Below are 13,210 nucleotides of genomic sequence, written 5' to 3'. Positions count from 1 at the left end.
TGGGATGAGTGGTTCTGATTTAACGGTTAGCGGTTGCTTGCCTCCGTCAGTGGTTAAATACGCAGATAAACGGTCAAAGTGAGAATTTAGTGGTAAGCTTATTTTGAAAACAAATTTTTAAAACAAAGAGTTAAGGGAAAATATGAACAAGGTAACGTTAGGGTTAGCGCTGGCTTTACTGGCAGGGTGTTCCGCAACTACAGAAGATCTTGCTCAGTCAGGCGACTGGTATCAAATCGGTTATCAGGATGGCATCGCGGGTCATACATCACGCACAGTGAAAGAGCTCAGCGCAATGGGAAATGTAAAACAAGGAGATTACGACCAAGGCTATCTCGAAGGTTTGTCCGAATACTGTAACCCTGATTTTGCGTATCAGATTGGACTATCTGGTCAGTATTACGAAGGGGTGTGCGAGGGGACGAAACAAGCCCAAAAATTCCGAATGGAATGGCAGCGTGGCTGGAACGAATACAGTAACTAACGCAGTTTCATAATCAAGACGACTGTCTGACTTGTTAATCTTCTGACAAATGGGGAGGGTTTGTTTGGTTTACTTTTGCCATTGAATTTTAATTCAGAGTGATTCCCACGATGAAAAAGTACCTCCTGCTCACCTTAGTTTTATTGCCGCTGACCGCCAGTGCATCTAATGCGCTAAAGGATACCATTAAAGCTAAACGTAAATACGAGCATAGCAAAAGCCATATTACTAATACGCTTGATAACACTAAGCGCGATATCGAAGAGATCACCAGTGGCACCTACGTACAGAATCAGGCCAAACGTGAGGCTAAGAAAGCGACCAGTAAGTACACCAATAAAGTGGAAAACGTCAAAAATGCCACCGACCCCGAACATATTAAACGTAAAGCGAACAGTGAGCTCAATCGCCAGTTTGATGAATGGCTCTATGAGGATTAATCAGTAATAAAAGGTGACATCAGCAATGAGGTTCACTTAACAGCGAACATCGTATTACAGCTTGCCGTCATCCTGGACAGCGACGAAGGAGCGTGATTCAGGATCTTCTATCCGAGTACTTTGTTATCAAAGGTATTTCTAACGGTTCTCAGCTTGCGGATATTAGATTCCTAGTCTCGCTAAGGCTCGCTGGAATGACCCGATAATAGTTGTTTAGTGACTGGCATTAGACACGAAGTCACCTTTTTTATGCTTACCTGTTTGTGACTATTTGGGTTGGTGCTTTTCTACAGCTTTACGCAGGAAACCATCCTGATGCGCCAGTTGCTGGCGAGCTGAATCGATATCCAGATCTGTGAGGATCATTAAGATCGCCAGTTTTACCTCGTAGTCGGTTTGTTTAAGCACGGCTGTTGCCTGATCTTTACTGCAGTCCGTCGCTTGCATCACGATACGAGCGGCGCGCGCGACCAGTTTGTCATTGGTGGCTTTAACATCCACCATCAAGTTTTGGTAGCTCTTACCAATGCGGATCATGCTTGCTGTTGTCAGCATGTTCAGCACCAGTTTTTGTGCTGTTCCCGATTTCAGACGGGTAGAGCCTGTTAATGCTTCGGGACCGACAACCGGGCTGATCGCGATATCAGCGATGTCGGCTATAGGAGAGTCTGGGTTACATGACAGAGCCACAGTTGTTGCGCCAATCTCATTGGCGTACTCTAATCCGCCGATAACATAAGGCGTTCTGCCACTTGCTGCGATACCGACAATTACATCACTTTTATTGAAGTTGAGTTTCTTTAAATCTTGCTCGCCGAGCAAAGGAGAATCTTCAGCACCTTCTTTGGCTTTTAGGATTGCTTCTGGTCCGCCGGCGATGAGACCAATCACCATCTTGTCAGAAACGCCAAACGTTGGCGGGCATTCTGATGCATCTAAAACACCTAAACGACCACTGGTACCTGCACCCATATAAACCAGCCTGCCACCCGCTTTAAATGCTGCAGTTATCTTATCGACCGCCAATGCTATCTCAGGAAGGACCTTTTCTACGGCAAGAGGAACCTGTTTGTCTTGCTGATTAATGCGCTGAACAATATCCAGTGAAGGCAGCAAGTCGATATCCATTGTTTCTGGGTTACGACCTTCAGAAACGAGCTGAGATAAAGCAGCAATAAGTGCGTCGTTTGTCATAATTAAGCCTTCATTATTAATTTTTTGAATACAGTACACCGAGTGAAGCCAGTCGGCTTGCCCCGGTGACTTCCGGTAAATTGCTTGGCAAACCGTGGATACGTCGCTGAGCTAACCACGCAAACGCCATTGCTTCCATATAGTCGCCATCAACGCCTTTTTCATTTGTTGTGGTCACTTGCCATTGAGGCATTAATTCGCTTAAGCGTTGCATCAACAGTGGATTTCTCGCTCCGCCACCACAAACCAGCAGTTGCGGAGATGTGCCGTAAGTAAATTTCTCTACTTCACTGGCGATGGTGACGGCGGAGTACTCACATAATGTGCGTTGAACATCTTCTGCAGAGAGTGAATGCGCAGTTAGTTGGGATTGTAACCAATCGATATTGAACAGTTCGCGGCCGGTACTTTTTGGTGCTGAGCGCGTTAAATAAGGCTCTTGCAGTAACTGATTGAGCAGTGCCGGATTGACTGTGCCTTGCAGTGCAAATTGTGCGCCTTTATCGAACCCTTGCGTCGTATGCTTTTCACACCAGGCATCCATCAACATATTACCCGGTCCAGTGTCGTAACCGCTCACTGGTTGCTGAGGGTGCAAAACGGAAACATTGGCAATACCACCGATGTTTAAAACCACGGTTGTCGAGTCTTGCATCGCGAAGATATTTTTGTGGAAAGCAGGAACAAGAGGCGCACCTTGACCGCCGAGAGCAATGTCCTTACGACGAAAATCCGCTACGGTGTCGATACCGGTTTTCACCGCGATAATATTGGCATCCCCCAACTGAGTGGTAAATGGGTATTCGCCAGTTGGCTGGTGGAAAACGGTTTGACCATGGTTACCAATAGCGCGGATTTGCTCAGCGGAATAGCCTGATTTATCCAACAACTGCAGAACCGCATCGGCAAACAGATGACCCAGCTGGTGGTCGAGCTCGCCAATGGTTTTCAGGTTCGTCTCCTGACCAGTACAAACGGACAATAAAGCCTGTTTAAGGTGCGCAGGCATTGGATAATCATCGTGGGCAATAAGCTGAACTTGGTGTCCTTCAATCTTAACCAAAGCCGTATCGACACCATCCATACTCGTGCCAGACATCACGCCAATGTAAAGTTCGTTAAAATTCACAGCCGATCTCGTCAATTCTTCATTCGCTTATTGTAAAGCAAATCTGAAGCGAATAACCTCATTTGGTACCAGATATTTGAGGAGAAAACATGGGTCCGTTATGGGTTGACGTTGCAGGCTATGAGCTGACTGCTGAAGACAAAGAAATTTTGGAGCATCCAACGGTTGGTGGCTTGATTCTGTTTACGCGTAATTATCATGATAGTGAGCAACTTCAGGCGCTTACCCAGTCTATCCGCAAAGCGGCGAAACGTCCGCTGCTGATTGGTGTTGATCAGGAAGGTGGGCGCGTACAGCGATTTCGTGAGGGCTTCTCTCTGATCCCTGCTGCTGATGAATATGCCAAACATCGAAATAGTGAAGAGCTTGCTCGAATGGGCGGCTGGCTTATGGCGGCCGAGCTGATTGCTCATGACATTGATTTGAGCTTCGCTCCTGTATTGGATAAAGGTCATCAGTGTAAAGCGATTGGGAACCGATCTTTTGGGGAAGATACCGATACTATCCTTCGTCATAGCACAGCTTACATGCAAGGTATGAAAGATATCGGTATGGCGACAACAGGCAAACACTTTCCTGGACATGGCGGCGTGATTGCAGACTCGCATCTGGAAACGCCCTATGACGAGCGCAGTGATATCTTTGAACAAGATATGGCGATTTTCAAAGCTCAAATCGAGGCTGGTATTTTGGACGCCATGATGCCAGCGCATGTTATTTTCCCTAATTACGACTCTCAACCGGCCAGTGGTTCCGAATATTGGCTGAAGAAAATTCTGCGTCAGCAACTTGGTTTCAAAGGTTTGATCTTCTCTGATGATTTGACCATGGAAGGTGCGGTTATCATGGGCGGGCCTGCAGAACGCTCCATTCAGGCTTTGAATGCAGGTTGCGACATGCTGCTGATGTGCAATAAACGAGAGGCTCAAGTCGAAGCTCTGGATAATTTACCGATATCGACCGTGCCACAAGCCAGCGCATTACTGAAAAAACAGAGCGTTTCACTGAGTGAGCTTAAGTTGTCACAAGAGTGGAAAGACGCCAGCGAAGCAATGAAACGTTTAATTCCATAAACCTCAGTACCTGCTCGAACGTAAACTGTTAAAAACATCTTACTTAAGCCAAATCTCGATGAGGTTTGGTTTTTATTTTCTGTAAATTTAAGTTTACAGTAATGTTTTTCAAAATGTACGCTTGTTTTTATCGTTTAGCCTGTTATCTTGTCGTTAAAGCTTAGTTGTCTCACCAAGGATTTGGTTGGGTGTAAAAAATAATATACAGGTCAAGGTTATGAAAAAAAGTGAATTGAGCGACATTAACATCGTCGAAGAACAGGTTCTTATCACTCCAGATGAGTTAAAAGCGAAACTGCCTCTGAGTGACAATGCACGCCGCTTTATCCAAGAATCTCGTCAAACTATTGCTGACATCATTCATAAGAAAGATCACCGTTTGCTTGTTGTGTGTGGACCTTGTTCTATCCACGATATTGATGCGGCGAAAGACTACGCAAAACGTCTTAAAGCGCTTTCAGAACAACTAAGTGACCAACTGTATATTGTAATGCGTGTTTACTTTGAAAAGCCTCGTACTACCGTTGGCTGGAAAGGTTTAGTTAACGACCCGCATCTGGATGGCAGTTTTGATATCGAACATGGTCTGCATGTTGGCCGTGAACTGCTGGTTGACCTTGCAGAGATGGAAATTCCGCTAGCGACAGAAGCGCTTGACCCAATCAGCCCGCAGTACATCGCAGATACCTTTAGCTGGGCAGCAATTGGTGCGCGTACTACCGAATCGCAAACTCACCGTGAAATGGCGAGTGGTCTATCGACGCCAATTGGCTTCAAAAACGGTACTGATGGCAGCTTAGCCACTGCTATTAACGCGATGCAAGCCGCATCATCTAGCCACCGTTTCATGGGGATCAACCGTGAAGGGCAAGTGGCACTGTTGACTACTAAAGGTAACCCTAATGGCCACGTCATCCTGCGCGGTGGTAAGCAGACGAACTACGATTCAGTATCCGTAACTGAGTGTGAACAGGAAATGGCGAAGTCAGGCCTTGACGCATCACTAATGGTGGACTGTAGTCACGCTAACTCACGTAAAGACTACCGCCGTCAGCCACTGGTTGCTGAAGACGTGATCCATCAAATTCGTGAAGGCAACAAGTCTATTATCGGCCTGATGATTGAAAGCCACATCAACGAAGGCAATCAATCTTCTGACTTGAAACTTGAAGAGATGGAATACGGTGTATCTATCACCGATGCATGTATCAATTGGGAGTCAACTGAGGCACTATTACGTCATGCACACGAAGAGCTGGTGCCTTTCTTAGAGAATCGCCTAAAAGGCTAAAAAACGGAACGTATTTAAAGGAACATCAATGGCAGTTGAACTTAACGCATTACGCGATCAGATTGATGCAGTCGACAAGCAAATGCTTGAGCTTCTAGCCCAGCGTTTATCGCTGGTAGAAAAAGTGGGTGAAGTAAAAAGCGAACACGGTTTGCCAATTTATGCCCCCGACCGAGAAGCCGCGATGTTAGCGTCTCGTCGAGCTGAAGCTGAAAAAATTGGGGTACCCCCACAGCTAATCGAAGACATTCTTCGTCGTACTATGCGTGAGTCTTATGCCAGTGAGAAAGATTCCGGCTTTAAGTGTTTGAACCCAGAATTACGCTCAGTTGTGATTATCGGTGGTAACGGTCAACTGGGCGGTCTGTTTGGCCGTATGTTCAAATTGTCGGGCTACCAGGTCAAAGTGCTGGGCAGTAAAGACTGGGATCGTGCGGATGAAATCCTCGATAACGCCGGTTTAGTCGTGGTCACGGTACCGATTCATCTGACGGAAGGGGTTATCGAGAAGCTGGGTAACCTGCCAGAAGATTGCATTTTGTGTGATTTAACCTCGATTAAGTCGAAGCCACTGCAAGCGATGCTTAAGGTGCACTCTGGACCAGTGGTCGGTTTGCATCCGATGTTTGGCCCGGATGTTCCAAGCCTTGCGAAGCAAGTTGTCGTTTACTGTGATGGCCGTGGCAGCGAACAATATCAATGGCTGTTACAACAGTTTGGCATTTGGGGCGCAAGTTTGTGTCAGATCGAAGCAGAAGAGCACGACCATGGCATGACACTGATTCAGGCACTACGCCACTTTACGTCGTTTGCTTACGGTATGCACTTAAGTAAAGAGAACCCGAATATTGAACAGTTGCTGAAACTAAGCTCGCCAATCTATCGTCTTGAGCTGGCGATGGTTGGACGACTGTTCGGGCAGGACCCGAATTTGTACGGCGATATCATTTTCTCTTCTCAAGAGAACATCGATATGATCAAACGATTCCATCAGCGTTTAGGTGAAGCTGTGGCGATTCTGGACAGTAAAGATAAAGCCAAGTTTGTTGAAAGCTTTGAGCAGGTGAGTGACTGGTTTGGCAATTACTCTCAACAGTTTATGAATGAGAGCCAGAACTTGCTCAAGCAAGCCAATGACAGTATCCATCGTGGCTAATGAGCTGGGTTGATATGAAAGGAAAGAGCAGCGATGGCTGCTCTTTTTTATTTGCTGGCAATCAGTTAATCACTGTCTTGTTGCTTTCGTCACCGGCTATCGTTTCTACAGTTTCTATACTGGTGTCACGATAAGGTGAATTGGTTAGGTTGATCTGCAGGCGAACGACATCGTCAATCAACTGAACTAATGGTCCCCATTTTACCTTTTTCTCTTTTTCAAATACGTAATTGAAATTCTCTGGTGTCCAGTCCATGAGGTATTGAGGGTTCAATGCTCGCCCGAGGAAACGTACTTCATAATGCAGATGAGGTCCGGTCGAATTACCAGAGTTACCACATTGAGCGATAACATCCCCTTTACTGACAAATTCCCCGCTTTTCACTTTGAAGTGTTGCAGGTGCGCATAAGAGCTCATAAAACCAAACGAATGGCGCAAAGTCAGGTAGTTGCCATAGCCTCGATTACCCGGACGAACCGTCTCTACAACCCCATCTGCCGGAGCCAGCACCTCTTCACCGCGCTTGCAGGTTAAGTCGATACCTGTATGAACGTGTCGTTTGCCTGTTATCGGATTGATTCGACTGCCGTAAGAGGAAGAGATGCGTTGGTAGGTGATTGGGCTGTCGTTAGGAATAAGGCGGAACATAGTGGCTCGTACCGCAGAGTCTATTGCCGCGGCATCAATTCTCTCTTCAAGCGCCAAATTGTTTTCATCAAGCATCAGCTCTTCATCGGCTAATCCAAGTACTGACTCGACATCGAATACACGTTTACCCAGCAGCTGAATTTGGTTATTTCTGTCAGTCAAAGATTGAGACAGCGAGTGGTTGGTATCAAGCTGTTCTTCGTAAAGTGCGGTGATTTCGTTTTTCTCACTCTCCAACTGAGCGACGGCTTTAACCAGTACACCCTGATCATAGCGCTGTTGTTGGTTCATATACCACGCACCACCAATAACGGCAGGTAACGCGATGACCGAAGCCAACACGGTGACGACCGAAATGCGGCCAAAGTAAAATTGCTGATCGCCGTTTTTGGTCGGGATCTGAATGATGATTTTTTTAGACATAGTGATAGTTACTTAAGTAGGCATTGATTATTTATTTCCTACAGCGAAAGCAGCGTTAACTTTCGTGTGGATATTCGTTTTTGCCTACATTCAATTCTGAAAAATTATTTTTGTTGGCTGTACTTTCAATGAGCATCAGCCTAATTAGTTGGTTCGATTGGCAGAGGAGTTTGGTCGACAATAGATGAAAAAAGTCGTCTCTCTACTTTATTATTTTTCTTACCAATGACTCGAATGGACTGAATCATATATCAAAAAGAACAAAAAGTGTGCGATTATTCTCTGAAAGTGTCGGGATGACTAAAACGTGATGTTGGTTTAGCCTTCAGAAAACGAAAGGCCGCTATCATAGCGGCCTTTGTTCAAATTACAATCGGACTCTACTGACTCAGTCAGGTAGCGACCATGAAATTGTCGAGATTACTTCGCGATACGTTTGTATTTGATGCGATGAGGTTCTGCAGCTTCTGGGCCCAACGTCTTCTTCAACCAGTCCATGTACTCGGTGTAGTTACCTTCGTAGAAGTTAACCTGGCCTTCGTCACGGTAGTCGATGATGTGCGTTGCGATACGGTCAAGGAACCAACGGTCGTGCGAGATAACCATTGCACAGCCCGGAAATTCAAGTAGCGCTTCTTCTAGTGCACGTAGCGTTTCAACGTCAAGGTCGTTGGTTGGTTCATCGAGTAGTAGTACGTTGCCGCCCGCTTTCAGCAGTTTTGCAAGGTGTACACGGTTGCGCTCACCACCAGATAGCTCACCGATTACTTTCTGTTGATCAGAGCCTTTGAAGTTGAAACGTGAACAGTATGCACGTGCAGGGATTTCAAAGTTGTTGATCTTAATGATATCAGCGCCTTCAGAAATCTCTTGGAATACAGTGTTCTTGTCGTTCATTGAGTCACGGAACTGTTCAACCGATGCCAGTTTCACGGTATCACCCAGTTCGATAGTGCCCGAATCTGGTTGCTCTGTGCCGCTTAGCATTTTGAATAGCGTTGACTTACCTGCACCGTTGGCACCGATAATACCGACGATGGCACCTTTAGGGATGCTGAATGACAAGTCATCAATCAGTACACGGCCGTCGAATGATTTCGTCAGGTTATTCACTTCGATAACCTTGTCACCTAGGCGCTCACCTGGCGGGATAAATAGTTCGTTGGTCTCGTTACGTTTTTGATGGTCAGTGTTTTGAAGCTCTTCAAAACGAGCCATACGCGCTTTCGATTTCGCCTGACGACCTTTAGGGTTCTTACGTACCCACTCAAGTTCTTTCTCGATGGTTTTTTGACGAGCGCTTTCTTGTGATGCTTCTTGCTGTAGACGCGCATCTTTCTGCTCTAGCCAAGAGGTGTAGTTACCTTCCCATGGAATACCTTCACCACGGTCAAGCTCTAAAATCCAACCCGCTGCGTTATCAAGGAAGTAACGGTCGTGGGTAATCGCTACAACGGTGCCCGTGTAGTCAACCAGGAAACGCTCTAGCCAAGCAACAGACTCAGCATCCAAGTGGTTGGTTGGTTCGTCGAGAAGAAGCATGTCTGGCTTTTCTAGTAGAAGACGACAAATAGCAACACGACGACGCTCACCACCCGATAGATGGGCAATCTTTTGATCCCACTCAGGAAGACGCAATGCATCAGCAGCGCGTTCTAGGGCGTTATCAAGATTATGGCCATCTTTCGTTTGAATCAGAGCTTCTAGCTCACCTTGTTCTTTTGCCAGAGCATCAAAATCCGCATCTGGTTCAGCGTACGCTGCATATACCGCATCCAGACGTTTCAAAGCGTCAGCAACGTCTGATACCGCTTCTTCTACGATCTCACGAACGGTTTTGGATTCATCAAGTACCGGCTCCTGAGGAAGGTAGCCAACGTTAAGCCCAGGTTGTGGACGTGCTTCACCGTCGATATCCGTGTCGATACCCGCCATGATACGTAGCAGAGTCGATTTACCTGCACCGTTCAGACCTAAAACACCGATTTTCGCACCAGGAAAGAAGCTCAGAGAGATGTCTTTAAGAATTTGACGCTTAGGTGGCACAATTTTGCTCACCCGCGACATGGTATATACGTATTCAGCCATTGCCGATCGTTCCTAAATTAACTGTTATTCAAACCCACTATTTTATACCAACTGCCTGATATACCCAAATGACTTCAAGATGCTGGATTCAGAGCTTTGTCACCAACACGTATAAAAAGTTAACCAGGGGCTATTTGTTACCGCGCTGCAAGAATTTCACCTGTTATACGATTTCTTATTCTCAGCTGACCGGAAACTTACACGGTTACGGTATACACTTTTGTTATTCGCTTTCGATTTATGAACTTCTCGTTCTCATTGCTGCAAAAGTTCACGAGTATAAATATTAATACATCAATTTACTTTACATAGGTTGCTTGTTTTTGTGTAAATACACGCATATGCCGAAGTGCCTTTGAAACATAAACTCTAAGAAAACTAGGCTTTGAGGCAATAAATGTCTGGGGAAAATTATACAAATGAGATTCAACGTTACGGAATTGGCTAAAAGTGTATGCTGTGCTGCCGCTTTGTGTGCGGTTAGTCTGACAGCGAACGCCGCGCTTAGCTTAGAAAAGCAGCGCGAAGTTTATGAACAAGCCCAAAATCTACTAGATAAAAATGACATCAACGGGTACTTAGTGATCCGTCCTAAAATCGCGGACTATCCGCTGACACCTTATGTGGACTACCGTACTTTCATTCGACAGCTACCGAGCAAGTCCCCAAAACAAGTTAATGACTTTATTTCCGAGTACGAGACTTTTCCTTTTTCACGCCGTGTTAGCGCACCTTATCTGAATCATCTCTATAAAGAGAAAGATTGGAAGGCCATTACTGAGTTTCAAAAAGTGATACCCAGTGGTGAGCGTTACCAGTGCATTTTTTACCAGGCGAATTTGAAGCAGGGTAGACAAGTCGCGGCGTTTAAAGGCGCGGAAGATATGTGGTTAAGCGGTTCAAGTATTGCATCTGAATGTGACCCGCTATTTTCTGCATGGGATAAAGCGGGCGGAAGAAGCGACGATTTGATACTGCAGCGGATGTTACTGGCTTTTGATGCTCGCAATGGCAGTCTGATGAGCTATTTGCAAAAGTTACCTAAATCAGCCAAAGCCAAGCAACAAGCTAAAGAGATGAAAGCGTTGTTTGATAAGCCTGCTACTGTCGCAGAATTCGCTAAGAAAAAGCCAGCCAACGATTTTTATCGCACGCAGAGTGAATATGCACTGGAAAAGCTGGCTCGAATGAATATTGAGCAGGCACAACAAGCTTACGATTCGGTGGTAAAAGGGCAGAAGTTCTCACCTGAAAAAGCACAGTCATTGGCTGATTACATTGCGTTTCGCTTAACCCGTACCGAGTCTTCACGTTTGGCTAAGTGGCGAGATGACAAGACGAAAAGCAGCCAATACTTGCCACTTATCGAGACCCGTATTCGTCTCGCGGTGCAAAATGCAGACTGGAAAGGGGTTCAAGAGTGGATAGCGGTACTTAATAAAGAAGAACAAGCGTCACTGCGCTGGCAATATTGGCTAGGACGCAGTGAAATCGCACTGGGAGACGACGTGGCCGGTAAAAAACGCTTAGCGACCTTAGTTGGCGAGCGTAACTTCTACAGTGTTGCGGCCGCGAATGCGATAGGGCAGTCGATCAAATATCCAACCCACAGAATCAAACTGGACAGCAAGGTCGTACAGCCCTACCACGATGCTCTGGCTCGTATTTCAGAGATGATCGCGACAGATAAGATCTCTGCCGCTAAAAGTGAGTGGGCCCATTTGCTCCGTCGGGTTAATCAAGACGAAAAAGCCATGCTAGCGGCCTATGCGTCTTCAAAACACTGGCATCACCTGACTGTGACCGCAAGTATTCAGGCTCAGATGTGGGACAATATTGAACTGAGGTTCCCAGTCGCCCATCGCTGGTGGTTTAACTTTTATGCGAAAAAGCATGATATCGACCCGGTAACAATGATGTCTTTGGCAAGGCAAGAAAGTGCGTTGGATGTACAGGCTCGTTCCCCCGTTGGTGCGCGCGGTATTATGCAGATCATGCCTCAAACGGCAAAATACACAGCACGCAAGTACAAGTTAAAGTATCAAGGATCTCAAGAGCTGTATAACGTCGGTAAAAATATCGAAATTGGTAGCCATTATCTGCAAGGTTTATTAGAGGATTACGATAATAATCGTATTTTTGCTCTGGCGGCTTATAATGCTGGTCCAAGTAGAGTGAAAACGTGGCGGGAGAGAACCCAGGGAAAAGTGGATGCTTATGCCTTTATTGAGGCGATTCCATTTAAAGAAACACGTGGTTATGTTCAGAACATCTTAATGTTTGAAACTTACTACCGTGATCTTTTGGGTATCGATGGCGCGTTCTTGAATCAACATGAGATCAATACCAAGTATTGAGTGAGGTACCTTGATGTCACAAGAACCCGAGTACACAGACTGGCAGCAGATTCTTGAGCTAATTCGAACAAGCGTCGATAATCAGCAGCATGAAATGTTTTTAACCATGCTGATGACACCTGATGAACGAGATTCATTAATTGCCCGAGTGAACATTCTGAATGAACTGCTCAAAGGCGAGTTATCTCAACGTCAGATCAGCCAGATGCTGGGCGTAGGCATTGCAACCATCACTCGTGGCTCAAATGAGTTGAAATCCAAATCGGATGAAGAGAAAGACCAGCTCAAAGCATTATTAGAGCCAGTGGCTCAATAAGATAAGATGTTAAGTAAAAGGGCGGAATTTCCGCCCTTTTTAATACCACTAGAATAGGGACGTGAGCTTTAAAGGTTAGCTGGAAAGTGCTCTGTGTTAGTAAAAGGAATCAAAGCCAGAATTAAGGCTTGATGATATACCGAGCTGCGCGTCAATTGGTTTTGGGTCAATAGACTAATTGCGCCACCTTGCTGTTTAATATTTTCTGTGCCAAACACGCTGTCCATGACATCGCCAAGTTCATTGGCATGTTCAAGTTGAGTCAATACTTCTGGCGGTAACATCAAACTTGCTGAGCGGGATTCACCACGATGAGTCTGCGACTCAATCACCATCCAGGCGAAGGTGACATTGCCTTCGATACCAGCTTCTAGTCCAACATAAAAATCTCCGCCAAGAGCTTCGACTTTGGCGTTTTTTACTCTATTCAATGCGCCCTTATACGTTTCTTCGTTGCTCATTGGCTGATCTGCCACTTCGCTGGGTACACTCACTCCCTCAAACTCAAAAGCCAGATTTGGAAATGCACTCTGAAAAGCACTCTTAACCGCATTGATTTTTGCCGGGTTTAAAGAGGCAATAACGACTTTTTGGGTTGCCATGATCTTTT

General features: G+C 45.8%; 12 protein-coding genes. 7 read left to right on the top strand and 5 right to left on the bottom strand.

What is annotated here, in order from left to right:
- Positions 1 to 142: 142 nt before the first annotated feature.
- Both OO774_RS13135 and OO774_RS13130 read left to right on the top strand, forming a co-directional pair.
- The gene (locus OO774_RS13135; RefSeq protein WP_264903087.1) at positions 143 to 484 is read left to right on the top strand and encodes a DUF2799 domain-containing protein; all 342 of its coding nucleotides are present in this window, start codon (positions 143 to 145) and stop codon (positions 482 to 484) included.
- Positions 485 to 594: 110 nt separating this feature from the next.
- Positions 595 to 924 carry a hypothetical protein gene (locus OO774_RS13130; protein WP_243976018.1) on the top strand — a complete coding sequence of 110 codons (330 nt, stop codon included), beginning with the start codon at positions 595 to 597 and terminating at the stop codon, positions 922 to 924.
- Between the two features lie 267 nt (positions 925 to 1,191).
- Here OO774_RS13130 and murQ read toward each other — a convergent pair whose 3' ends face one another.
- Both murQ and OO774_RS13120 read right to left on the bottom strand, forming a co-directional pair.
- Positions 1,192 to 2,118: an N-acetylmuramic acid 6-phosphate etherase gene (murQ, locus tag OO774_RS13125; protein ID WP_264903086.1), complete on the bottom strand. Its 927-nt coding sequence runs from the start codon at positions 2,116 to 2,118 to the stop codon at positions 1,192 to 1,194.
- A gap of 16 nt (positions 2,119 to 2,134) precedes the next feature.
- Positions 2,135 to 3,247: an anhydro-N-acetylmuramic acid kinase gene (locus tag OO774_RS13120; RefSeq protein ID WP_264903085.1), complete on the bottom strand. Its 1,113-nt coding sequence runs from the start codon at positions 3,245 to 3,247 to the stop codon at positions 2,135 to 2,137.
- An 89-nt stretch (positions 3,248 to 3,336) separates the two neighbouring features.
- Here OO774_RS13120 and nagZ point away from each other — a divergent pair, with 89 nt between their 5' ends.
- From nagZ to tyrA, 3 genes are all read left to right on the top strand, one after another.
- Positions 3,337 to 4,320, top strand: a complete 984-nt coding sequence (gene nagZ, locus OO774_RS13115; RefSeq protein WP_264903084.1) for a beta-N-acetylhexosaminidase — start codon at positions 3,337 to 3,339, stop codon at positions 4,318 to 4,320.
- Between the two features lie 217 nt (positions 4,321 to 4,537).
- A complete protein-coding gene (locus OO774_RS13110) occupies positions 4,538 to 5,611 on the top strand; it encodes a 3-deoxy-7-phosphoheptulonate synthase (protein ID WP_264903083.1) in 1,074 nt (357 codons plus the stop codon).
- A gap of 28 nt (positions 5,612 to 5,639) precedes the next feature.
- Positions 5,640 to 6,767: a bifunctional chorismate mutase/prephenate dehydrogenase gene (gene tyrA / locus OO774_RS13105; protein WP_264903082.1), complete on the top strand. Its 1,128-nt coding sequence runs from the start codon at positions 5,640 to 5,642 to the stop codon at positions 6,765 to 6,767.
- Between the two features lie 61 nt (positions 6,768 to 6,828).
- Here the strand turns inward: tyrA and OO774_RS13100 are convergent, their stop codons facing one another.
- Positions 6,829 to 7,839, bottom strand: coding sequence for a M23 family metallopeptidase (locus OO774_RS13100; RefSeq protein WP_264903081.1), 1,011 nt, complete (start codon positions 7,837 to 7,839; stop codon positions 6,829 to 6,831).
- A 420-nt stretch (positions 7,840 to 8,259) separates the two neighbouring features.
- A complete protein-coding gene (gene ettA / locus OO774_RS13095; RefSeq protein WP_264903080.1) occupies positions 8,260 to 9,927 on the bottom strand; it encodes an energy-dependent translational throttle protein EttA in 1,668 nt (555 codons plus the stop codon).
- A 419-nt stretch (positions 9,928 to 10,346) separates the two neighbouring features.
- On the opposite strand from ettA, the gene sltY reads away from it, so the two are divergent.
- Positions 10,347 to 12,284 (top strand): murein transglycosylase, encoded by a 1,938-nt coding sequence (sltY, locus tag OO774_RS13090; protein ID WP_264903079.1) that lies wholly within the window; start codon positions 10,347 to 10,349, stop codon positions 12,282 to 12,284.
- 13 nt (positions 12,285 to 12,297) lie between these two features.
- On the top strand, positions 12,298 to 12,600 hold the full coding sequence (gene trpR, locus OO774_RS13085) for a trp operon repressor (protein ID WP_264903078.1): 303 nt from the start codon (positions 12,298 to 12,300) through the stop codon (positions 12,598 to 12,600).
- A 68-nt stretch (positions 12,601 to 12,668) separates the two neighbouring features.
- Here trpR and yjjX read toward each other — a convergent pair whose 3' ends face one another.
- Positions 12,669 to 13,202, bottom strand: coding sequence for an inosine/xanthosine triphosphatase (gene yjjX, locus OO774_RS13080; protein ID WP_264903077.1), 534 nt, complete (start codon positions 13,200 to 13,202; stop codon positions 12,669 to 12,671).
- Between the last annotated feature and the right edge of the window lie 8 nt (positions 13,203 to 13,210).

The organism is Vibrio sp. STUT-A11, assembly GCF_026000435.1.
Taxonomy (GTDB): Bacteria; Pseudomonadota; Gammaproteobacteria; order Enterobacterales; family Vibrionaceae; genus Vibrio.
This window is presented reverse-complemented; position numbering and strand designations above follow the sequence as displayed.